The organism is Rhodococcus sp. NPDC019647 (assembly GCF_044389235.1).
GTDB classification, from domain to species: Bacteria; Actinomycetota; Actinomycetes; order Mycobacteriales; family Mycobacteriaceae; genus Rhodococcus_F; species Rhodococcus_F oxybenzonivorans.
This window is the reverse complement of record NZ_JBIRXS010000005.1, coordinates 120,150-141,796: the sequence shown is the minus strand read 5'-3', so window position 1 is coordinate 141,796 and position 21,647 is coordinate 120,150. Positions and strand designations below refer to the sequence as shown.

The following is a 21,647-nucleotide window of genomic DNA, read 5'->3' as shown; positions in this document are numbered from 1 at the left end:
AAGAAACGCCCCCAACCCCGAAGGGTTGGAGGCGTTCTGTTGTGTGGTGCGCGCTACCTGCGGTTGAACGACAAGGACCGCTTACGCTGCTCCAGATTGAGCATCGAACGGAACTCGTTGATGTCAGCCACCGTCACGCCACTGATGTTGATGCTGTTATCCACCGACTGCCCCCCACCAGCCTCAGCCGGCGCAAGAGCATTGCCAGCGAACTTCCGCAACTGATCAGGGCTGTTGAAGATCGGCTCAGGCCGGTTAGACAGGTTGATGCCCATCTCCCCCGGCTGCAACCAACCACCGTTGTCGAACACCTTCGGAGCTTTGAACTTCTCCAACAACTCTTCAGGAGCACCGAACAGCTTCACCCAATCCGCAGGTGTGCCGGGAAGGCCACCGGTCTGACCAGCGATCTCCGCATCCGGCCATGAACCGGGAATGGCCTCCAGCTTCGGCTTCACAGCGTCAGCCAAACCACCGCCCGACTCACCAGAAGCGGCCTGTGCGGAAGTCTCACCGTTTGAACCAGTCTTGGTGAAGTCCGTAGTCCACCAACGTGACGAGGTAATCCCGAACGGGTCCTGGCCCTCAAGCGCAGTCATTCCGACATCCAGCATGCGAGTGCCGAACGTCTTCAGAATGCCCTTCAGGGAGTAGTCGCCCGATCCCGAAGAATCCGACTTCTTATCCTTGCCGTCCAGAACTTCCTGCAACGAGTTCTGCGCCTTCGCCAAAGCCATGTCAGCCTTGATGCGATCATTCTCAGTCGCCGTAGGATCCGCATACACTTCGTTGCGGCGCTCATTCGCATCATCCACCGACAACTGGGCGTCAATGCGCTCCATCTCCTTATCGGAGTACGCCTTAGCCAAAGCCGGGGCCTGCGGTGCCGGGCCTTCATCAACCCCAGCGGCAGCGTCGTCCTTCTTCTTCTGAAGTTCAACAACCCGCGCCTCAGCCTTACGGACCCTGAGGTGGGCCTGATCCAAGTCAGCCTGAGTCTTCTTACCCTCATTGAACTTGGCCTGAACCGCCGCTAGATCCTCCTCAGCCTGCGTGACAGACACATCAGCCGACTGCAGATTGAGTTCGTCCTTATCGGTCCACTCAACCTTCTTCTTCGTCCTCCCATACGAACCCAGCCCGAGAGTGCCGCTGACGACACCACCCGCAACAGCAGAGTTCGGAAGATGGAAGTACTCGGAGAACTGCGGATCAGTAGCACCGACCGCGGGAGCCCCAATGCGGGAATCCCCGTGCGAACCACCAGACTCGGCTGGCTGACCACCAACCGTGGCAGCCATATGCTCCTGGCTGACACCGACCTGGAACTGTGTCCCCGCCGGCCCCAAACCAGGCAACAACCCAGCGAACCCGTTCGAACCCATGAGATCGTAAGTGGTGTACAGCCGTTTGACCGATCCGGTGATACCCATCGCGATCTGCTGCAACCAACCAACAAACCCGGAGCAGTCGAAACGTTCCGGCCCGGACCCACCCCACAGGTACTTGTTGCCTGTGACCGCACGCCCAGCATTCAACGCAGCCTGGATGCCACCGCTAACACCGCCAATTGCGCCACCCTCAGCAAACTTGCCAACGACACCAGCTGCCAGCGCGGCGCGGAACCTGTACACGCCAGCCTGCCCGCCGAGCCGATCCACGTCCGCCGTAGTGAGCATGTGCTCACCTGGCATCGCGAGGATGGGAACGGAGTCTTGGCCGGCAATGCCGCCTGTGATTGGTCCACCATCAGCCTTCGGAGCACCGGGGAAGTTCAGGCTAGGACCACCCAGGCTCCCACCCGGAGAGTTGACGTTCACCTGCGGGGCAGGAAGGTTCACTTCCCGCGGTGCAGTAATGTTCGCCAGCAGGGTACCGATGTACCCCAGTTGGTCCTGTACCTCTTTGGCACCGTTCAGCTTGATCGCTGTAGCGATCTCAGGCGGATACAACTTGTACTGATCCGCGATCGCAGTAGCCTGCTCAAGGGTGTAACCAGCCTCTACGCGTTGCTTAATGAACTCATCGCGCACACGCTGACCAGCAGCCTCAGATGCCGCCGCAGCAGCTTCCTGTGACTGCCCCTGCTCGACTGCAGACTGATAGGCCGAAGCCCCAGCCTGATCGAACGCTGACTGAACCTGCTTCATCGAGTTGAACAGTTGCGAACCGGCAGCCGTAGCTGTATCGATCTTGCCTGATGCGTCGATAACACCAGTGCCGGCGGATGCAGCGGCCTCACCGAACCCGCGTAGGGCGTCATTGACCCTCTGCTGCGCTTCCTCAGCTGTCATCTGATCGCCACGAAGACGACCCATAGCCGAAGTCAAACCATCAACACCCTGCGCCGCCGAAACAGACTTGGTGTCGATGTCAGCAAGAGCGGTCTTGAACTGTCCCGCACTCGTCTGAGATGCAATGATCTCGGTGCGCATGTCCTTCAGTGGGCCAAGTAGCGCTAGACCCTCATCGCCCATCCCGTGCAGCTTCGCCGCAAGGTCCGAGAACTTATCGGAAGGACCAGTCAGCACCTTCCCCAGGTCACTGCTCGACATCCCCAACTTGTCGAACGCGGCTGTAACCTTCGCACCCGACAGTGACAGATCCTCAGCCTTCGCCGCGGTCTTGATCGCCGCACCATCCAACTGGCCATCCAAGATGTCCCAGCCGGTAGCGAATGAGCTGCCAATCTTGCCCCAGAATCCGGGACCGTCCTGCGCCAACTGTGCTTGTGCGCTCTTGAGGTCGGAAATCTGTCCCTCAACGATCTGAGACACACTCCGGTCAGCAACACCACCACTACTGTTGAACGCATCCTTCAGCTTCGAGTTGGACTCTTTAAGCCCATCGACGTAGCTTCGGTATGTGCTCGCGGAATCCTCAATACGCTTGTTCGCGGAACTGAACTGCGACCCCATGTAGATCGCCGCGGCACCAGCAGCCATCAAACCAGCCGATACCGGACCACCAAGCAGGCTGACCGCACTACCCAGACCGCTACGCAGGCCACCAACTGCAGCACCACTCAGGTTCTGAACACGACCAGCCATCACAGCGGCACCAGCAGCAGCGTTACGCAGGCCACCAACCATCAGCCCGGACGTTGCCGCCGCTCGCTGCTGGGCCGCCGCATAGGCACCCAACGCGGAAGTCTCCGACACCACTGCCGCGGTACGCACCCGGTGAGCAGCAGCAGTCGCAATCTCCGCTATCCTGGCCCGCAAAGTGAGCGCAGTGTTCGGGGCCTGAGCCCCTGTGTTCGCCCACAACGCCGCCGTATGGGCAATAAGTGCCCGAGTGAGCGCCATCTGGGATGCGATCTGTGCGGGCATCATGATCGCATTTGCGATCTTCGCCGCATGGAATCCGGTTTCGACCGTCTTAGCGATCGCCACCGAAGCCGCAAACCCACCCAGGGCTACAGTCGCCAACCCGGTGTGATCGGCAAAGAAGCCCATCACACTGCCGAGCGCCTTGATGCCCGCAACGGCAACGGTCGCCGTATCGCCACCCAGGGCAGCCAAAGCGAGACCGCCACTAGCCGCAGCATCACCAACCGACTTGAGAACACCGGTCAGGGTGGTAGCGCCCTCCTCAACCTTCCCCATTGCGCCGGCAGACTCATCGCCGGAACCCTTCAGCTTGTCAAGGAATGCAGTGAACTTCTCACTCGACGGATCCTTGATCGCCGCCCACAGGGCAATCGCACCTTCACGGATTCGGAACAGGATGTCAACGGCTTTCGAGTTCTCATCCAACCCGAAGGTCAACTTAGAACCGGCGAACTCGCCATCCTTCAGGATGGACCAGATGCCCTTAAGCCCGTCGCTCACATAGCGGGCTTTGACACCGAACTTCTCAAAGTTGCTTGCAGGACCATCGATAGAAGCACCGGATGATTGGAAGGCGCGACCCATCTCAGTCAGACCGGTAGCAACGAACTCGGCTCCCTGCTTGACCTTCGGGGCAATCTTGTCCGCCCACTGGGTGAGCGCGCCCAAACCGGACTTAAGCATGGGCAGGAACGGTTCGATAGCACCCGCACCCACACGCCCAAGGGCTGCCTTCATGTTCTCGTAGGAGCCACGAAGCGTCTTGCCCGACTCTAGGGCTGCACCACCAATGTTCTCTTCAATGACCTTACGGAAGGTCTCGGCATCAACCTTGCCTTCCTTCACCATGTCGGACAGGCCGTCAGCGGTTACGCCGTACTCTTCCTGCAGCCACTGGAAGATCGGGATGCCCCGGTCAGCCAACTGGTTCAGGTTGTCAGTGTAGGCCTTACCTGAGGTTGTGACCTTGTTGAAGATTGATCCCATCTCACCGAGTGAGGAACCTGCGATTGTCGCAGCATCACCCGTCAGAGACAGATACTTCGTCAACTCCTCACCAGGCTTGATGCCCGCGGCAACAGCCGAAGCTGCAATGCCCGCCGCATCACCCAACCCGTACGCGGTGCCCTTAACGGACTTCAGCGCCGAATCCATGATGGTGGCAACACCCTCAGCCGTATGACCGAGACCTGCCAACTTGCCCTTAGCGTCATCAATTGCGACAACGCGTTCCATGCCCTTTGTGAGGGCAGTGCCGATAGCGAGGCCGGCAGCCGCACCGATCGCAGCCCCACCAACCTTCAGGGTTGAGCCAAGCCCTGATGCAATCTTCGAACCAACACTCTTACCTGTGTTGTCGGCTTGCGCCTCAACCCCCGATAAGGCGGTCTTAACCTGACCGGGGATCTTCTTCGTGTCAACAACCAGCGACACATACGCGGTAGCGAGTTCAACGCCAGCCATAAGTAACCCCCAAATATGCGCTACTCATTGGCTTTGCTACGCCGTCTGCGCGCCAACTCATTACGAATTTCATCCAACGGAACCGCCTCAGAGTCAGACGACCGTTCCAGTTCCCAAACCTCACGAGGTCGCACACGCACCTCAGGCGGATTGCCCTTGCTGCCCGACCGCTGCCAATTCGCACCCTGCGACGCATGAACCAGCGCCGCCAGCAAATCGGTATCGTGCGTCCACCACCACGACTGAGGGAACCGCGCCCGGTAAAGGGCGGAGTCCCCCGTGGGGGGAAGATGCGTTACCAGTGAGGAAAACTCACGCCACGACAACCTGAAGGTTCCGATGTCCGCAAGACGGAACCCGCGAACCAACAGGTCGTACTCAATGGCCCCGGAATGCTCCTCTAGGAGGCTTCCGAGGCCGTAGATTCCCCCACCGAGACCGCGGACGAATCAACCCACGCAGTCGAAAGCGCCTCAGCCTGATCATCTTCAAGTGCGTCCACCGCTTCGAACGCATCAGGGCACTCAATCTCGACAAGCTTGCGGAGGAGGTCAGCTTCAGTGACCTGGCCAATGGATGCGCGAATAACCTTCGCGGACTCACGCGGCAGGAACTCCAGCTTCGGCAGCGAGTAAACCTTGCCGTTCGCCTTCAGCTTGAACGTGAAACGGTTCTCATCCTTCGCAGCAAGCTCAGGAACCTCGGACTTGGGAACAGTGAAAGCAGTCATTGACCAGACCTCAACTTATCGAAAAATGTGGGACCAGGCCCGAAAGCCCACCCGGCAAGGGTTGGCCTGGTCAAAGAAACACTCACCGGGTGAGTACTAGTTAGGAACCGGAGAAGATACCGTCGTCCAGGATTTCCCGAACATTGAACTTCTTGCCGCTGCCATCGACGTAGGCGAACGTTTCGAACGTCACCACGTACTTCACGATGTCGTTGTTGACCTGAACCACGTCACCAACAGTGGTGGGCTGGGCGATAGCAGCGATCTGCCGGCGCAGGCCCTTCCCTGCAACCGTGTCAAGCACATAGGTGCTCTTCGGGAGGGTCTCAGAGTTGTGATCCACAACGATCTGGGCACCCTTGGTGGAAGTGGCGGCAGTGAACGTCACATTGTCGTCACCGAACACCGTCTTCAGAACCTCAAGGCGGGTCGATTCCACGAACTCAACCTGAAGGGTTTCCGTGTAGTCAGACTGCGGGGTAGCAATGGTGTCCCCACCGAAGTCCTTGATCTTCTGAACGTCACGCGACATGGCATTGGTAATGCCGGCGTCCGAGATGCCGCCCAAATCCTTGAACGCAGCATCCAGATCTTCGGTTGCCGTCACAGGCAGCGTGGTACCCAGGGGTGCACGGTGGATGACACCCTTCACCTTCGGAGGTGCGGGAACATAAACCTTGGAAGTATCAGTAGCCATACTGGCTTCTCCTCAAATAGAAGAAGCCCCAACCCGCACAAGGGGTTGAGGCTCCATGAAAGTGTGTTTAAACGTTGGTCGCTATGCCCAGTTCGACTGTGAGCGTCCAGCGCCCCTTGTTGGGGTAGTCCGGATCTTTGTTGCTTGCCGGGCCACCAATTTCGTTGTGACCACTGATCCATGCCTGCGCAGTGCCACCATCCCCAGTCATATAGGGGACATATCCGCCCGGTGAGCCTTCGAGGATGTCCGCAACCTCCATTGCCAACTCCTCCGCAACAACCTCATTCGGTCCCCAACACTCCAACGTCAACATCGGAGAATCAGTGACCAGGTTGCGCTTCACCCCACCAACACGGACAACCCTCACCCACGAAGAGGGCAGGTTCTTCGGTGCCTCATCCATGACGGGCACCGGCAACGCGGCATTCAGCAAGGCAACAACCACCGACACCGCGGGCTTGCGTGCGTTACCTGCCACTGTCCAACGCCTTCAGTAATGAATGGTTCTTAGCGTTCCGGCGCATAGCTTTGATGTCAGCGGTGGCGATCGACACCCGCCAACGACCCTGAGGTGCCTTCTGGCCCTGTTGGGAACTCATGACGTACTTGCCCCCATCAGAGGAAGCTGCACGCTTCACCCTGCCCCCACGGGATTCCAGATCACCTCTAACGCCAGGGGCGGAACGCAACTGGTAGTAGCCGGCCGCATTGTGCTGGATCCGGACGTTACCCATGAGTCACCGCCGACACCCAACCACCCTCCGCAAAGGCTGCGAACAGGCGTCCCCCATCATCGCTGTACACCTCAAGGTTGTTCGTCCCCGTGGTATCAGTACGGAACGACGAATCAGGGAAGTCGCAGGTGTCCCCGAACTGATCTTTCACCGTCACAGTGGCCATCAGCCATCCACCTTCCCCAAGTTCACAACAAACCCTGGCTGGAAACCGAACGGGCCGTGGTTGAAGTCATCAGGATCACCGATGACATCGAGCTCACCCTTACCGGGCACGATCACCTTGTCGTACGGACCCACATCAAAATTGGGAGGTACAAGGAGTTCGACTTGCACAGTCACCCGGTTGTGGCCTGCAACTTTCGGCTCACGCGAATCCGGAACCGACCAACCATACAAAGCCTGTTCGACGGGTTCGGCCCACACATCGATCTGGCTGCCATGAGAGTTTGTGCCCCCACCCTCCAGATACTTCTTCGTCTGCACCTTCCACAGCAACGGCACAGGATATGCAACGGTCATCCCGCCACCTGCCTATCCGACGCAGACGGAACAGAACGCATCGAGATGCGGAACCGGCGCAACATCGTCTTCTCAGTCGCACCGATCCATGTAGCTGATCCATCCCCCACAAAGCTGCGGTTCACAGTGAACGGGCCAGCAGTGAACTGCTCCGACGACACAGCAGCAGAATCCTGTGTCGTCGGTGTCGTCAATGCGCGGGCCGCGATACGCGAAGTGACCAAACGCACCGTGGAGGGAACAGGATCGAAATCCTGATTGCAGTACCCCTCCACAAGTGCGGATGCCTCATCAAGCAAACCGGGAGCCTCAGCCGCCTCATCCGCCGTCAATGCCCGACCCAACCGGGTCGCAACGTCACTCAACTCAGCGAAAGCCATGCCGAACCCCCTGAGAACTTAGCTACCGGCAGCGACAGGTGCCACGAGAGCGACAGGCGAGTTCGAAGCCGCGGCAGCACCAGTAGCAACGTTGTCACCGAGCACGTATGCGTAGCGGGCAACGAAGCGGAGAGCAACCATGTCGCGCTCAGCCAGGTTGATGCCACCAACAGTGGCCTCCGACAGGTACTTAACCGTCACATCCTGGCGGATACCGATGATGACGCGCTCACGGTCAACAACGATGGCCTCAGCCGCCGTGCTGTCCCAAACCGGGGTGTCTCCACCTGCGCCGTTGTCAACGGTGCCGGTAACCCACGACGCGTTCAGGCCGTGGACCGAATCTTGAGCGCCGGGAGTGCCAGACAGGGCCGGGATGAAGATCGGCGCGCCGTTAGCATCTCGCTGGTTGGCGAGACGGAACCGCAGACCCTTGCGGGAAACGATGTTCGACGGGTCGTAGTGGCCGGCGACAACTTCAGCCGCCTGCAGGATGGACCCGGACAGGTCATTCGCTCCGGTGCCAACCGTGAACACCTGGCCCGCGTCCGTCGCAGCCGTAGCAAGGTCCTTCGAAACCCAGGTAGAGGGCTTGTTCACACCGAAGAAGATCGCAGCGTCCAGAGCGTTAGCGATTGCCTCACCACCAAGACCGGCGAGCTCCGAAAGAACATCCTCAGAGGCATCCGCGAGAACATTCTCGTGAATGGGGATGATGACTGCCAGTTCCTCGGCAATCAGTTCCTTCTTACCCCAGGTAGCCTGCGCAGTGGGCTTCTTGCCCTCATCGGCGGTTGCAGACTCACCAACCCACTTCGCGTGGGGCTTGGTCGCCAGAACCGGCAGACGAACAGCCTTGTTGCCCATGTCCCGAGTCGGGAAGGTAGCGAGAGCAGCGGAAGTGTCCCGTGCACGCCGCAGCAGGTCGGTTGCATAACCGTCCTGGATGAGGGATGCAACTTCGTCACGCGAGATATCAGCCATTTGTATTACTCCTAGAGAGAATTAGTTAGACAACGCCGGCACGGAGAGCCGCAACAGCGCGTTCGCGAGGATTCACAACAGAGGCCTCACGCACATATCCGGACCGCAAAGGCTTCTTGGGGGCAGGAGCATTCGCGTCCCGCCACTTCACGAGCTCGTCAGCCGAAGCCTCAAGCTCTTCCTTCGTGGTTCCGGTGAGATGGCCAACGGGAACGCCCTTTTCCCGCGCAACATCAGACTTCAACGCCTTCAGTTCCGTCTTGGACAGTTCCTCAGCCCGCTCAGCCGCCAACTTCTCGGCAGCAGTGAGACGTTCGGTCAGCTTCTCCAGATCCGACTGGTTAGCCTTCTCAAGCTCATCGAGCTTGGAGGCCTTCGACCTCAGATCCTCATAGTCAGCGAACTTTGCGCGCTCACGACCCAACCGCTCCGAGATAATCCGATCAAGATCGGCCTGTGAAGCGGGCGGCTGGTAACTACCGCCATCGGTGGACTCGACACCAGGCTTAACCTCGGTGGTGGTGGTCTCGACAGCGTTGTTTTCAGACATGCAAATATCCCCTTATAGGTATGGCAGAGCACCAGCCGTTAAGCGCCGGCTGTGAGCGCAGAAACCCGCCGAAACGGGGAAGTGTTATTTGTTGCGACGCATGTGGTTCAGAACCGCTTGCGTATCAATCGCGCCGTACTTACCGACCTTCTCGGTCGCGTTCACAGCGTCTACGTACTGCTTTTCCCAGTCATCTACGTAGGAAGGTGCCTCGTAGACCTCGCCAGGGCGGACGCATACCGCCATGCAACGACAGTTGTCATGGAACCGATCCCCAGACTCCTGACTGCCACGAACACGACCCCTACGGCCGATATCCCCACCAGTTCGCTGGCCCTTGTAGTTCCGCTTCGGCTCCCAGCGATCAGCACCCACCTCAAGGGCGGACTCCTCAGTGGAATAGGTACTTCCGCGGGTCGCAAGCATCTTGCAGAACGGGCACGCCGTTGCTGAGGCGTACCGGGCATACGTTGCCCCGGTCTCCATCCGCACACTGCCAACGATCGTTTGACGGGAAGCGTTGAACACCATCCGTTGCAGCGAACCCGCCAACAGATCCAATGGTGTTGCTGAGATGTCCCGGTGCAGTGCACTCAGCGCCCACCTGGTAGATCCTTCAACCTGGGCAGGCGGTGGCGGAGGTGCGACTACCGCCCGGAACGAAGAGTCCGGCAACCGCGAATCATAGAACTCGGCAGAAGCAACCCCTGCAATCGTCGCGTATTGGTCTGCGATCTCCGGAGTGGCAGCCAACAGGAACTCAGACGCCGTTCGGGCATCCAACTCCTCAATCCGACGCCAAACCTCCGCCAGATCCCGCTGCGCCAACGTCGAAACATCAACCAATAGGGCCTGCAACTCTTCAATGTCAGCTACCAGCGTCAACCGGCACACCTCCAGCCGGAACAGTGCGCTCAGACAGGCCAGCTACAACCGGATCAGCCTTCGCCGCGGCAGCTGCACCCCGGATCTGCTCCATAAACGCAGACACCTGACGCTGCTTCTGCAGCTTCGCAGCAATCTCCTGAATGCGCCGCTGCGTCATGCCTGGCACCAGATGCAATGTGTCTTCAATCGGAACGCCCTGGGACGCCATCTTGACCACACCGTCAACGACAGCACCGAAGCTACGAGCCTCAGTGTCACGCCAAATCATCTCAGCCTGATCGTCAACAGCGTTCGCTTCGTTGCCCTCAATCTCGGCACCAACCCGCAACAGACCACGGTGGCCTTCACCGTAGGAAGCCCGCATTGTCTTCAGCTTCCGCTGCTCATTCGCCTCCGCGGCAGCAAGAGCGTCAGCATTCACGTTCGCGATAGAACCAGTCACCTGAGAAGGCGAAATCTGTGCGACCATCGCAACGTGCTCAAACATCTCATTGAGCTCTTCGTTGTACGGTCCGATTGCAGCAGCCGGGAAGTGCTGGGCCTTCACGAACTCGTCTTCAAAGGTCCACACACGACGTGCAGACGCCGCAAGAACCTCACCCTTGCTACCTGACCAACCAGAGATGACCTTCTGCGGGAACGCGCCGAACCGGGACACGATCAGACGATCGAAGTTCGCCTCATTGATCTGTTCCTGCAAGGTGAGAAGCTGCTCAATCTCCCCAAGGACAACCCCGTCCTCATCGCGCCGGTTCACGTACCGGACAACGGGACAATGCGAAGCCTTATGAGGGAACGGCTTACCATCCAACTGAGGCGCAATCGAATTGACCTTCGTGCCCGAGTCAACGATCTCACCGAGTCTGACCGGGTAGACCATCTCATCCGAGTACACAAAACCCTTGCGGAACTTCCGCCGGCCCTCAACCTCAGTCCAGATCTCCAAAGCGACTTCCGGCCACTCGTCAAGCTCAGGATCCGAGTACGCTGCCAGCATCTTCAGAGGCGAACGCAACCGAAATTGCGCCTTCCCATTCTTGTCAGGGACTGCCGCACCGTAGGTGAACCCGTACGTGATCCCCGGAACGTAAATCTCCGCCTGTCGAGACTCCATTCGGTTGCGGGTCCACATATCCCACGCCGGGAGGTCTTCACCCGTCGCTGAGGACTTGTAACCCACTACGGCCAGGTTCTGCGCGAACGCCTCACGAACCAGAGTCAAAACGTTCTTATACGAGATACGAGCGATAGCCTTGACCTCAGCCGAAGCATCATCCGGAACAGTCGGACCACCCCTCCGCTCCTTCACGAACTCGCGGATACGGTCCAGTTCACCGCGCTCTTGCAAGTGCAAAGCCCACAGATCACCTGCAGCGCCAACAGCATCAAACTCTGACATAATTCCCCTAAACGAACGTTGCGCCGCCCGACTTACGCAACGGCTTCTTGACGTCAACCGCTGTAAATCCCCACAGCGCGAGGGTTGCCGCCACGACCGGCGTAATGTCCGACTCAGGATCCTTACGGGACCACGCCCACATGTCTTCAAGCTTCCGCTTACGCGCAGCACCGACCGCGACGTTCAAACCCGCCTGGTTCAGATGCCGCAGGTTCTTCGCAGTCACCGCAGCCGTGTAGAACTGTCCGCATGCCCGCTTCATGTGTGACGAGTTAGTGACAGTCGGCTCAATCTTTGCGTTCCGCAACGGATCGATGAGCTCAGATGCCGGTCCAGCCCCGTCAATCACGACAGCGCGCACATTGAACTTCCGGCAAGCCTCAACAATCCGCGGTATCACCCACTCGGGGTTGCCCAACTTCGTATCCTTCACATCGATGCAAGGGAACCCTCCGGCCACCGCCTGCACCGAGCACAACGAAGTCATGCCCCCATCGGGAGCCATATCGACAGCAATCGCCATCTGCCCGCCCGCATCCTGCGCGGATTGCAGCGAAATCGCTTCCCATGCCTCTGCGGAGATAACCCGCGCAGAACCCTTCGCGCCCCAGATGCCCAGGCGCTCACGCCCGAACTTCACATCCGACATCGAGTTACGCTCATCCTGGATCGCATTCAGCGGAACACGAATGCCAAGTGCAGGGTTCGCCTGAGCCCAAGCGGCAACGTCATCGAAGTCCGACTCAGAATCCGCAGACCATTCCATCCAGCACAAACGCTCATCGACACCACTCATGCCGGCATCCCGAATGAGCGTGAACACCTCACCGTTGTTCTTCTCAGACGGAGGAGTGCCAGCAATCCAAGCCTGAGGGTTATCCCTCGCAGCCATAGACGGCAGAATGTCCGACCAAGTGTCTTCCGAGAGCTCCTGGGCCTCGTCCAACATCAACGTGTCACACGAGAACCCGCGACCCTGACCGTTCTGACGGGCCATGAACCGCAAACGCTGACCATTCAGCAGTTCGATAGCCTGCTCACCGTTGGCCTCACGGATCTTGTAAACCTTCTTGCGGAGATCGTCCCAGTTGTCGAAGTACGCCTTCATGCGCCGGAAAGCCTCAAGGGCCGTAGGCACCAGGTGGGCGGAATGAATGATCAGCTTGTCACCGAACAGGCACAGGCCGGCCAATTCGCGAGCCTCAAACAGTGCCGTCTTCCCCGACTGTCGAGGAACAGACAACCCCACGCGAGAAGCAGCCCATTTACCTGCCTCATCTTCACCGAGAGAGCCTTTAAGGACGTACTCCTGCCAGTCATCCAGGATCAGGCCGTAGGAGCTACAAAGCTCAACCACGTCCTCAAAGTCATTATCGAAGAAATTCGGTATAGACTCGTAATGCGGTCTCTGGACCCCCAAAACCGTCATACCGAATCACCCCATTAGCCGCCCTTACGCTTAGCGGCTCTACGCGCAGCAATCTCATCCGCCTTCGACGTAGCCGCCGGCTTCTGGGACTCCAAAACCTGAATGCGTTCAACAACGCCCATGTAGCGGTTAGTAAGGGCCGCTAGGTCCCTTTTCGAATCACAATCATCGATTGCCTGCGCCAAGATCAGCCGTAACGCCCTCAGCTGCTCCAAGCCCGCCAAGTTATCCACAGCGGCCAGGGACGCAACGCTTTCACCAGCCATTTCTAATTTCCTCCTGTGGAAAACGGACCTTGGAGAGAGAGTGGAAGCAATGCCTGAGGGGCTTCCGTTGAGCCTGAAGGGGGTACCCCCCCACCCCTATTGATTGCTGCCCTCTGGTTGCTTCTGTGGGGCGTGTTTGTGGGGTGGGTAGGGTTACCAGTCCCTGAGGTGTGTTTGCGTGCTTGGTAGCGCTTTGTTTCCCCTGCTGCTGTTGCATCCGTAGTGTGCTGCTTGTAGGGGTCCGAGGTTGTGTCCGCCTTTGGACACTGGGGTGATGTGGTCTGCGCTGAAGCTCATGGGGTGTGGGTGCTTGAGGTCTGGGTTGATCCATCCTCCGCATAGGGCGCAGATGTCTGATTCGCGTTTGAGTTTGGCTCTTTTGGCCCGGTAGGTTCTGTGCCCTGTTCGCCCCATGTGTTACCGACCGAGGATGCTTGGTGCCTTGTCGGTGTACCCAACGAACTGGCGTTGACTGAACTTGGCGAAGGCTAGAGCTACATCCTCAACGTTCACTGTGTTGATGGTGATGGTGTTGTCCACCTTGGGTGCAGCAGCCTTAGGCTTCTCGGGTTCCCTCTGGATGTAACGCAACCGGTACATCGGGACCATGGCTTCAAGCTTCTGGGTGTCTTGTCCGCTCCAGAACTCTGCGACTACTACACCTTCAGCACTGTCATTGGTTGCGATGTGATCAGCGTTGATGGTCAGTGTGTCGTCGTTGTCGAGTCCAACAGTCCAAGTACTCAAGGTTATTACTCCAAAGGTGTTGTGGTCTGTGACCATGTGTCTCGCGTGCCAACAGTCCAAGCCTTGCGTGGTTGTGTTCTCGGCTTACCGTCTGCGTGTTGGATCAGTGTTGGTCCGTCGAGGTGGTCCACGAGTGAGGGGTTGGTGTATGCGATGGGGTGCCCATGGTCTTGTGCCCATGCCCCTATGCGGTAGTCGGCAGGGGTGGTAGCTGAGCCCACGTTGTTCAGCATGTCTGCCACTAGGTCTGTGCGTATGGCTACTGCTACTGCGTGCAGGAGTTGGTCGCAGGTGAGCCAGCAGGTGTTGTGCTGTAAGGCCCGTTCGATCCGCCCTTGGTATTGGGGTGGGCGTGACGTTCCTGTGTACAGGCTGACGATGGGTGCTGGTGCAACAGTGAGTGCAGCCTCAACCTGCTCATTGAATCCCTGCACTGGTTGTGCGTCATCTTCTAACACCACACACCAGTCGCTGTCTGCTTCTGCGGCTAGGTTCCATGCACGATCATGGTTGACACCTTGCCCGTAGGTTCCATCGTCTAGGGCTATGCGTGCGCCACCGAGTAGGGCTGATAGTCCGTGTGCTTGGTGTGCGCGTTCCTTATGCCCGACTATGGCGTAACTGATGGTGGTCACAGAGCATCCACCTCCGCCTTGTTGCGTATCGCCGCGAGCGTGACCGGTCCGTCTAGCCAGTTGCCGCAGTCTCTGCACTGCAACCGGTTGAACTTGGGTGTGCCGAATATGATCTCGTCCCCGTAGATCCCACGAAGTCGCGAGTGTGGGCACGTCTTCCAACGGTTACGTTCACGCCACCACTCAGACAGTCTCGTCATGCACCGGCCTTAACGTCTTGATGAACATGACCTGAGGGTTCCTAGACGTGTACAGCATCGGCAGTGCGCTAGCCATGAACTCTTCGGTGCAGCGCCTGTCTGCGTCATCCAGAATCAGGAGATCTGCAGTGAACCCACGACCACCACCATTGGTTCTTGCCGCCGAGATGATCGTGCCGCCATTGGTGAACTCCACGCGGGTAAAGCCGTTCGCCCGCGATATACGCTTCAGTAAGCCCCGCAACCCTTGGTGGGTGTCGATGACCTGGATCAGGTGGTTCATGTCGTCTCGTGCAATGTTGAAGTGGGACGAAGTATGGATGATTCGTTCCCCGTTGATCAGTCCAAGGATCTGCCTGGCAATGATCGTTTCGCGTCTGGCTTGTTCGCTGTGGGCTTCTATGTGGACCTCGTTCAGGATCACTTACGCCCCTTGCCCTCAAGTCCTTCGATCAGGGCTGCGAGGCCAAGCAGTCCGCCGGCCACCGCGAAGATTGCGGTCAGTGCTCCAGCCCAGATCCACAGCGGCGATGTAACCCACCACCAAGACCAGTTGATTGTGTCGGTGACCTTCAGGATCAGGAAGACGATGAAGACAACGAGGACAGGTCCGGGCTTGCGGTAGTGCTTTTTAGCGGTGCTCACGAAAGCTCCTTGTTTTGGGTATAAGAAAAGCCCACCGTGACCGAAGTCCGTGGGCACTCCCGAAGGAGAAAAGCTGCAGGTCAGGCAAGTGTCTCCACCGGCGGGTGAATCATGGTCACCAGTAGCGGTACATCTTGCGGTCCACTATCCAACCGTGGTGATACTCGGCGCGTTCTTCAGCCCGCTTGTACGAGTGCAGGCGGCACACCTTGAACGAATCAGGACCGTATCCGCATTTGTTGGGGATGCGAACTTCCCACCTTCCAAGAAACATCAATCTCCCAGTCGGTCAGTTTTTGTAGGCGCTCAATCTCAAGCAGAGCTTCCCGATACAGGTCTTGCAGATTCATCAACCCGCCGTCCCCGATCATGAACTGCTTAGCCCACGCGCTAGCGTCTTCGGGCACGTCACCCACCTCGTAGCTGTACGCGGTGCAGCGAATGAGTTCATCGATCTGCGCGAGTGACAAGGGTACGAACTCGGACAACACTTCTCCTACCGTTGTGGGATCAGTTCCCGCATCACATCAGGCTTACCCTCAGCGAACCTGTACAACTGGCAGCGAGATCGACCAGGATTCTCAGGACTCAAATCCCTGTCCGCCTCATGCCCAAACGCGTGCACAACACCCGGTATCCGTGAAACCGTACTCAGCGTGGAAGCGGCCAGATGGAAGGCGTTGTCCTCGTACCCCCATCGGGCGAAGCGCTCATCTTGCCCACCCAAAGACCAATACGTGGACCGAGTAGCAACAACCATGCCCCCAACAGACTGCCGATACTCACGCTCAACAACCCACTCACTCTCGGGTAGTCCAACTGACTCGGTGGTCAGGTACCTGTACCTGTCGAATGGGTACACCACACCAACCGGGTTCCGCACAGCCAAGCTCAGGGCGGTTTCATCTGGGATGGTGTCCGCATCCGCAACAATCACCACATCTGAGGTTGCCTTACTGACTGCCAGGTTCCTGGAAGCGGCAACGTTGAAGGTTTCGTGTTTGCGCGAGTCTGCTGTGATGACGTTGTATCCGCGGGCTTCGTACCAGGCTTTGACTCGTTTGAATGCTGGTAGCCGTTCAGGTTGCGATCTCCACGGTATGCAAACGTCAATAGCCATAACCTGAGCGCACCCCTTCGTGGTGGACTTTGATGCCGGGCACGAACCCGAACTTGTAACCCTGAGCCAACAACTGATCCCGCTTCGCATCCTCGGACCACTGGCCATCAGGCCAACCCTGTGCCGCAATCCCCCGCTGCCACACAGCAGGATTGCAGGTGAACGTTGCCGTCTGCAGGTAGATGTTCCGACTGATGCGCAGCCCAGGTTGGGCGACCAGTTCGAACTTCTCACCCTTAGCTTCCAACGCCTGAATCAAACCGCCGTGCTCATGTTCAATCGGGAAGTGGGGTCCACGGAGCAAAGCCAACTGGGCAAGTTTCGGGCGCTGATCCAACACTTCACCGAGCTCGGTCAGGTCGAACTTCACTACCGCCTTGAAGTCCTCTTCCCAGAAGCAAAATTGGCTACTTCCAGCTTCCGCGCACACAGCCTTCATTGCGACGTTGTACCCGCTGCGCCCGGTGTCCACGACCCTGCCGAACTGGGACAACCAAGCCTGGTGTTCAGGATCCCCGGAATCATCCACGAAGACGATTTCAGAAACACCCGAGACGTACTGGTCAATGCTTTCGAGGGCTTGGTTGATGTAGGCCTGTTTGCGGTACGTGCCGATGATCAGCTTCATGGGGCCACCGTCGCGAAATGCTCGTGATAGCGCCACACCCGCGGTTGCCGGTAGCAGTACACCTCAGGCAACGGGGTCAGATCAGGCTTGAAGTCGTCCAACGCTTCGTTGAGCCGTAGCGAGGCTTCTTCTGCAGTCCAACCGCCACGCTGCAGACCCCAGTTGTAGTCGAAATCCGAGCTTTCCTTCAGTCGGGACGCATCAACATCCTGGGTGAGATAGCGGGTCTTCCACACCAGTTCTGCAGGATCACGGAACTGGGGATTTGCCATCTCGTGCCGCGCAAGGTGAAGGGTCTTCTCTACCCGGTGAGAGTCAGACCCAGTTGACCACGTTTCAATCTCGCGGTCATACGACTTCTCCGCCAGCGTTCGCGCATCTTCTACATCCGTGAAGACGCCTATGACACTATGATCGGAGTACCCAGAGTCGCCATCATCTTCTACAACGACGTACACAACGTCACTCACTGTCGATCTCCAGTCTTCCGTTCCGGCATAAAGATCAACCCAGGACGTTCACGATCCGGCTGCTCATCCCCGTACCAACCTGAAGGGCGCGAATCTTCGTGCAACGAGTAGCCCAGGAAGTCACCCGGCGCATGCGCCAGCCATGGTGCGATCCAGTCCAAGAACTCTTCACTGGGGACGTACTTCGCTGAGGCGTGGACAACTAGTTGTACTGACCTGAGAGGTTGGGTACGCGGGTGGCGGGTGGTTGGCCGCCGAGTGCGGTGTGGCCTCGGTGGTAATTGTAGGTGTGCAGCCATCGCGGGAACTCGTCGCAGCGTTCGCGGTCGCTGGTGTAGAGGCGGGCGTAGGCCCATTCGTCGGCCAGGGTGCGATGGAAGCGTTCGACTTTGCCGTTGGTTTGGGGTCGGTAGGGGCGGGTTCGGCGATGCTTGATCTCACCGAGTGCGTCTCGGAACGCGTGTGATCGGTAGCAGGAACCGTTGTCGGTCAACACCTTTTCGACCGTGATGCCGTGCTCGGTGAACCACGCGTTGGCGCGTAGCCAGAACGCGGCGGCGGTGGCTTTGCGTTCGTCGCCCAACAATTCGGAGTAGGCCAACCGTGAGTGGGCGTCGATCGCGGTGTGCAGGAAGTGGTAGCCGCGGACCGGACGGTAGTACTTGTCGACCTCGCCGCCGCTTTTGTCGGCCCGGGCATTGCGGCTGCCTGCCGAGCGACCGACCTTCCGCCATCCGCCGCCGGCGGGGATCTTGCCCAGTTTCTTGACATCGACATGAACGAGATCGCCGCAGTGCGGTGAGTGCATGCGACGGATCACCCGTCCAGTCGGGCGGTCGAGCCACCGCAGCCGAGCCAACCCGTACCGGCTCAGGACCTTGTGCACTGTCGAAACATTCAGACCCAGCAGATACGCGATCCGGGCTGGACCCCAGCGACGGATGACACGGACCTTGATGATGCGCCGCTCGGTGCGCGTCGGGGTCTGGTTCGGGCTGCGATGTGGCCGTGAGCTGCGATCGGCCATCCCGGCCGGCCCCTCGGCGCGGTAACGAGCGCTCCAGCGTGCTGCGGTGGTGACCGCGACCTGGAACCGTTCGGCAGCCCGCCGCAGCGGCCACCCATCATCAACGACACATTGAGCAAGGCGCAGGCGACCCGTTTCGGACAACGGGGCATTACGGTGGACCACGAAGACCTCCTGAGTGAGTGATGCGTTCCTAGACAGCTCGCACTTCACTCGGAGGTCTTCTCTGTGTCACCTCGCCACGCCGTCACCAACGTCCGTGGTCAGTACAACTAGTTCGTGGTAGTACTGCCCGGACAGAAGGTTCATCCGCGTGAATTGCACCCGCCGGCTGATCTGATACACAGCGCCACCACTGCAGAAGATGCGGTCCCAGCCGCCGCCTACCGTGAAGTAGGGGTGATCATCGTATGGTTCCCAATCCCCATCACCGTTCGCCAAGTTGTCGAACCAGTCAACCAGAGCTTCGGGTGCATCTTTCTTGAGGTGCATCCGCATGAAGACTTCGGTGTACATGCCCACTGACTAGTTTCTCCTCGCGTATTCGCACATGATTGATCCGTCTGGGCGAATGACCTGCCCAATGCGTTGCACCTTGATCGGCTCACCAGACGTGTTCTCAGCCCAACCTGGACCTTCGATCACACCGCCGACAGCGAACTTGTCCGTGTCTGCATCTGAGAAGTAGCCCACTACGCATCAACCTTCAGAAGCGGATTCGACCATGACAGCATCTTTTCCAGATACTCATACTCATGCACATGCTCAATCTGATCACTGTCGTTCACACGCACACGCCCACACCAGCGACCCCAACCCACGGAATCGTGAGTCACATGAAGCGGGTCGTAGATCCCTAGAAGGTTTCGTGTGGCAGTCTCCACATCCACAGCGCCAGGAAGGCCACTGTCGTACCTCAGATTGAAGTCCGCATCCCACAACCTCGTGCGGATCGTGTTATCGGTCGGCAAACGATCGTTGGCACTCAAGCAGAACCCCTCATCGCTAGGTACACGTCATCAAGCGGACCCAAAACACCATCCAACTCGACCCTCGTGGGAAGCCAAGGGAACAACGCCCCCAGTTGCGCCCATACGTGAGAAATAGCCTCATCGACAATCCGCGGAACAGCCACAGCCTCAAACACCGCGGACAAATCACCCTCATACGGGTAGTCAGTCACACTCAGCCTCAACTTCATTCAGTGAAGCGATCAGTTCCGGCACCTTCCCCAACAAACCCTCCAACGAATACGTCACCACCCCGCCGAACGGAAGCAACAACGTCTGCGCAGACTCAACACCAAAATCCCCGAACCTTTGCTGACCAACCACAGTGGCGTAATGCGACACAACCCACGCTTCTTCAGTGCCCTGGTCTTCCTCGTTGGCGGCAACCAGTTCCTTCAGTGCAGCATCGAACGCCTCATACGCAGCATCCAGACGCTCACTCATCCAGGTCACCCAAGTCCAGGCCCCTGAAGTCGATGCTCAGCCGGTTCCGCAGTTTGCGAAGGAGTTTGCCCATGTCGGCACCTATGCTTTCTAACTCATGCCGAAGACACGGCAACAGCCTTGATTCAGGAAACTCAAGCCCATAAGCTTGACAGGGCAATCAGAAGACGTTCGCTGAAGACCAGCCACGCTCAGAGAAACCGGCACCCACAAGCATCCCCAACATGCCAGGTGGCGACCACACACCGAACTGATCCTTCATGTACTCCTTGGAACCCTCCGTGGCCTCCAGTGCAGGGCAACCGAACAATGTGCGCCCCTCGAACTCCAGGCTATAAAAGTGGTGGTAGTGAGCCATGAACCACAACCGTATGGAAGCGAGTCCAATGTCACCAAGGATTTGCTTCTCAATGGCGTTCTTCGTCTTCAGTTCGGTAGACGTGCCGCGGCCCTTCTCGATATACCCGTGAGAGAAGTAGCAACGCTCACCGGAGAGCTCAACAACCACACCAGGATCATCGTCACCGATGGTCCATTCAATGTGCGGTCCACCGAACTCTTCAGCCTCATCGAACAGCCGCTTAGCCTGCCGGGCAACGAACGTTGAAGCATTGTCATTGCGGGATGTCACGGGGTCCTTGGTGCCATTGCGGGTCCACTCCCCATGATTCGAGATCACCGACGAAGCGGACATGCGCAGCCCCAGCTTCGCGATCTCCTTCAGCGCCCACACTCGCAACTCAAAGTCCAGTTCCAACTGCTGCGTCTGGTTCAGTTCAATGATGTGAGACTGGTTGGTGTAGTTGTTGCAGACGCCTTCGCCCTCATCGCCCATCCAAGCAACGTGAACAGCCTCAGGGGACCGACCAAGCGCAATGAGGTCCTTGGCAACCTGAATGTGTGCGAGCACGCCACGTTTGTAGTTGGCGACCGCCTTCTGAGTGCCGACCTTCCCCAACTGGGGATCCGCAATCAGCATCACGTAGGTAAACGGCAGAGTCAGGCCTTGCTTCTGCGGGGTTACCCAGCCGTTCAGCAACTCCTGCCGGCAACGCTCCACCAACGCGGAACTGAAGTCCTCTGTAACCGGCTCCAGCTTGTACCTGTAGGTGCTGACCCGAGTGCCATCCGCCTTCCAGCGAACGTAAACGGACGGGGGCGCTCCAAACCTCACGCGAGAGGGGTCGTGATCACACGCCCGAAGGATCGCCTCATAATCAGAGGCATCGTGTGCACCCTCGATCACAGTGGTGAGCGCACGCCCGTCCTGCACGGGGATGCTTGGCTGTGGGGTTTCAGTGGTCCCGGTGAGTAGATCAGCTAAAACGCCCACAATGTGTTCC

22 protein-coding genes are annotated in these 21,647 nt (G+C 58.5%); all 22 read right to left on the bottom strand.

Annotated features, from left to right (window positions below):
• Nucleotides 1-53: 53 nt before the first annotated feature.
• The gene (locus ACH49N_RS13275) at nucleotides 54-4,796 is read right to left on the bottom strand and encodes a tape measure protein (protein ID WP_358272856.1); all 4,743 of its coding nucleotides are present in this window, start codon (nucleotides 4,794-4,796) and stop codon (nucleotides 54-56) included.
• Nucleotides 4,797-5,196: 400 nt separating this feature from the next.
• The gene (locus tag ACH49N_RS13270; protein ID WP_358272855.1) at nucleotides 5,197-5,526 is read right to left on the bottom strand and encodes a hypothetical protein; all 330 of its coding nucleotides are present in this window, start codon (nucleotides 5,524-5,526) and stop codon (nucleotides 5,197-5,199) included.
• Between the two features lie 100 nt (nucleotides 5,527-5,626).
• Complete coding sequence (locus tag ACH49N_RS13265; protein ID WP_358272853.1) at nucleotides 5,627-6,223, bottom strand: hypothetical protein; 597 nt, start codon at nucleotides 6,221-6,223, stop codon at nucleotides 5,627-5,629.
• A gap of 67 nt (nucleotides 6,224-6,290) precedes the next feature.
• Nucleotides 6,291-6,704: a hypothetical protein gene (locus ACH49N_RS13260; RefSeq protein ID WP_358272852.1), complete on the bottom strand. Its 414-nt coding sequence runs from the start codon at nucleotides 6,702-6,704 to the stop codon at nucleotides 6,291-6,293.
• 421 nt (nucleotides 6,705-7,125) lie between these two features.
• Entirely contained in the window at nucleotides 7,126-7,482 is a 357-nt protein-coding gene (locus ACH49N_RS13255; protein ID WP_358272850.1) for a hypothetical protein, read from the bottom strand.
• Complete coding sequence (locus tag ACH49N_RS13250; protein ID WP_358272848.1) at nucleotides 7,479-7,862, bottom strand: hypothetical protein; 384 nt, start codon at nucleotides 7,860-7,862, stop codon at nucleotides 7,479-7,481. The genes ACH49N_RS13255 and ACH49N_RS13250 overlap by 4 nt, the downstream gene beginning before the upstream one ends.
• Before the next feature lie 18 nt (nucleotides 7,863-7,880).
• Nucleotides 7,881-8,846, bottom strand: coding sequence for a phage major capsid protein (locus ACH49N_RS13245; RefSeq protein ID WP_358272846.1), 966 nt, complete (start codon nucleotides 8,844-8,846; stop codon nucleotides 7,881-7,883).
• A 25-nt stretch (nucleotides 8,847-8,871) separates the two neighbouring features.
• Nucleotides 8,872-9,396 (bottom strand): hypothetical protein, encoded by a 525-nt coding sequence (locus tag ACH49N_RS13240; RefSeq protein ID WP_358272845.1) that lies wholly within the window; start codon nucleotides 9,394-9,396, stop codon nucleotides 8,872-8,874.
• Between the two features lie 84 nt (nucleotides 9,397-9,480).
• A complete protein-coding gene (locus ACH49N_RS13235; protein WP_358272843.1) occupies nucleotides 9,481-10,281 on the bottom strand; it encodes a hypothetical protein in 801 nt (266 codons plus the stop codon).
• Entirely contained in the window at nucleotides 10,265-11,683 is a 1,419-nt protein-coding gene (locus ACH49N_RS13230) for a phage portal protein (RefSeq protein ID WP_358272842.1), read from the bottom strand. The genes ACH49N_RS13235 and ACH49N_RS13230 overlap by 17 nt, the downstream gene beginning before the upstream one ends.
• Nucleotides 11,684-11,690: 7 nt before the next feature.
• Nucleotides 11,691-13,112 (bottom strand): hypothetical protein, encoded by a 1,422-nt coding sequence (locus tag ACH49N_RS13225; RefSeq protein ID WP_358272840.1) that lies wholly within the window; start codon nucleotides 13,110-13,112, stop codon nucleotides 11,691-11,693.
• A 683-nt stretch (nucleotides 13,113-13,795) separates the two neighbouring features.
• A complete protein-coding gene (locus ACH49N_RS13220; protein ID WP_358272838.1) occupies nucleotides 13,796-14,161 on the bottom strand; it encodes a hypothetical protein in 366 nt (121 codons plus the stop codon).
• Between the two features lie 782 nt (nucleotides 14,162-14,943).
• Entirely contained in the window at nucleotides 14,944-15,384 is a 441-nt protein-coding gene (locus ACH49N_RS13215; RefSeq protein ID WP_358272836.1) for a hypothetical protein, read from the bottom strand.
• Entirely contained in the window at nucleotides 15,381-15,605 is a 225-nt protein-coding gene (locus tag ACH49N_RS13210) for a hypothetical protein (protein ID WP_358272835.1), read from the bottom strand. Before ACH49N_RS13210 ends, ACH49N_RS13215 begins: the two co-directional genes overlap by 4 nt.
• Before the next feature lie 218 nt (nucleotides 15,606-15,823).
• Complete coding sequence (locus ACH49N_RS13205) at nucleotides 15,824-16,093, bottom strand: hypothetical protein (RefSeq protein ID WP_358272834.1); 270 nt, start codon at nucleotides 16,091-16,093, stop codon at nucleotides 15,824-15,826.
• A gap of 8 nt (nucleotides 16,094-16,101) precedes the next feature.
• Nucleotides 16,102-16,725, bottom strand: coding sequence for a galactosyltransferase-related protein (locus ACH49N_RS13200; RefSeq protein ID WP_358272832.1), 624 nt, complete (start codon nucleotides 16,723-16,725; stop codon nucleotides 16,102-16,104).
• Nucleotides 16,715-17,353, bottom strand: a complete 639-nt coding sequence (locus ACH49N_RS13195; protein WP_358272830.1) for a glycosyltransferase — start codon at nucleotides 17,351-17,353, stop codon at nucleotides 16,715-16,717. The genes ACH49N_RS13200 and ACH49N_RS13195 overlap by 11 nt, the downstream gene beginning before the upstream one ends.
• Complete coding sequence (locus ACH49N_RS13190) at nucleotides 17,350-17,823, bottom strand: hypothetical protein (RefSeq protein WP_358272829.1); 474 nt, start codon at nucleotides 17,821-17,823, stop codon at nucleotides 17,350-17,352. The genes ACH49N_RS13195 and ACH49N_RS13190 overlap by 4 nt, the downstream gene beginning before the upstream one ends.
• Before the next feature lie 202 nt (nucleotides 17,824-18,025).
• Nucleotides 18,026-19,015 carry an IS481-like element ISRhosp6 family transposase gene (locus ACH49N_RS13185; protein WP_358272827.1) on the bottom strand — a complete coding sequence of 330 codons (990 nt, stop codon included), beginning with the start codon at nucleotides 19,013-19,015 and terminating at the stop codon, nucleotides 18,026-18,028.
• A 66-nt stretch (nucleotides 19,016-19,081) separates the two neighbouring features.
• Nucleotides 19,082-19,372 carry a hypothetical protein gene (locus tag ACH49N_RS13180; protein WP_358272825.1) on the bottom strand — a complete coding sequence of 97 codons (291 nt, stop codon included), beginning with the start codon at nucleotides 19,370-19,372 and terminating at the stop codon, nucleotides 19,082-19,084.
• Between the two features lie 653 nt (nucleotides 19,373-20,025).
• Nucleotides 20,026-20,304 (bottom strand): hypothetical protein, encoded by a 279-nt coding sequence (locus ACH49N_RS13175; protein WP_358272824.1) that lies wholly within the window; start codon nucleotides 20,302-20,304, stop codon nucleotides 20,026-20,028.
• 160 nt (nucleotides 20,305-20,464) lie between these two features.
• Nucleotides 20,465-21,637, bottom strand: coding sequence for a hypothetical protein (locus ACH49N_RS13170; RefSeq protein ID WP_358272822.1), 1,173 nt, complete (start codon nucleotides 21,635-21,637; stop codon nucleotides 20,465-20,467).
• Between the last annotated feature and the right edge of the window lie 10 nt (nucleotides 21,638-21,647).

What these genes read in the sequence shown, in the direction of transcription:
- ACH49N_RS13270 (WP_358272855.1), bottom strand. Translation starts at nt 5,526, where the DNA reads ATGACTGCTTTCACTGTTCCCAAGTCCGAGGTTCCTGAGCTTGCTGCG.
- ACH49N_RS13225 (WP_358272840.1), bottom strand. Translation starts at nt 13,112, where the DNA reads ATGACGGTTTTGGGGGTCCAGAGACCGCATTACGAGTCTATACCGAAT.
- ACH49N_RS13240 (WP_358272845.1), bottom strand. Translation starts at nt 9,396, where the DNA reads ATGTCTGAAAACAACGCTGTCGAGACCACCACCACCGAGGTTAAGCCT.
- ACH49N_RS13265 (WP_358272853.1), bottom strand. Translation starts at nt 6,223, where the DNA reads ATGGCTACTGATACTTCCAAGGTTTATGTTCCCGCACCTCCGAAGGTG.
- ACH49N_RS13200 (WP_358272832.1), bottom strand. Translation starts at nt 16,725, where the DNA reads ATGGCTATTGACGTTTGCATACCGTGGAGATCGCAACCTGAACGGCTA.
- ACH49N_RS13275 (WP_358272856.1), bottom strand. Translation starts at nt 4,796, where the DNA reads ATGGCTGGCGTTGAACTCGCTACCGCGTATGTGTCGCTGGTTGTTGAC.
- ACH49N_RS13195 (WP_358272830.1), bottom strand. Translation starts at nt 17,353, where the DNA reads ATGAAGCTGATCATCGGCACGTACCGCAAACAGGCCTACATCAACCAA.
- ACH49N_RS13220 (WP_358272838.1), bottom strand. Translation starts at nt 14,161, where the DNA reads ATGGTCACAGACCACAACACCTTTGGAGTAATAACCTTGAGTACTTGG.
- ACH49N_RS13250 (WP_358272848.1), bottom strand. Translation starts at nt 7,862, where the DNA reads ATGGCTTTCGCTGAGTTGAGTGACGTTGCGACCCGGTTGGGTCGGGCA.
- ACH49N_RS13245 (WP_358272846.1), bottom strand. Translation starts at nt 8,846, where the DNA reads ATGGCTGATATCTCGCGTGACGAAGTTGCATCCCTCATCCAGGACGGT.
- ACH49N_RS13175 (WP_358272824.1), bottom strand. Translation starts at nt 20,304, where the DNA reads ATGAGTGAGCGTCTGGATGCTGCGTATGAGGCGTTCGATGCTGCACTG.
- ACH49N_RS13230 (WP_358272842.1), bottom strand. Translation starts at nt 11,683, where the DNA reads ATGTCAGAGTTTGATGCTGTTGGCGCTGCAGGTGATCTGTGGGCTTTG.
- ACH49N_RS13255 (WP_358272850.1), bottom strand. Translation starts at nt 7,482, where the DNA reads ATGACCGTTGCATATCCTGTGCCGTTGCTGTGGAAGGTGCAGACGAAG.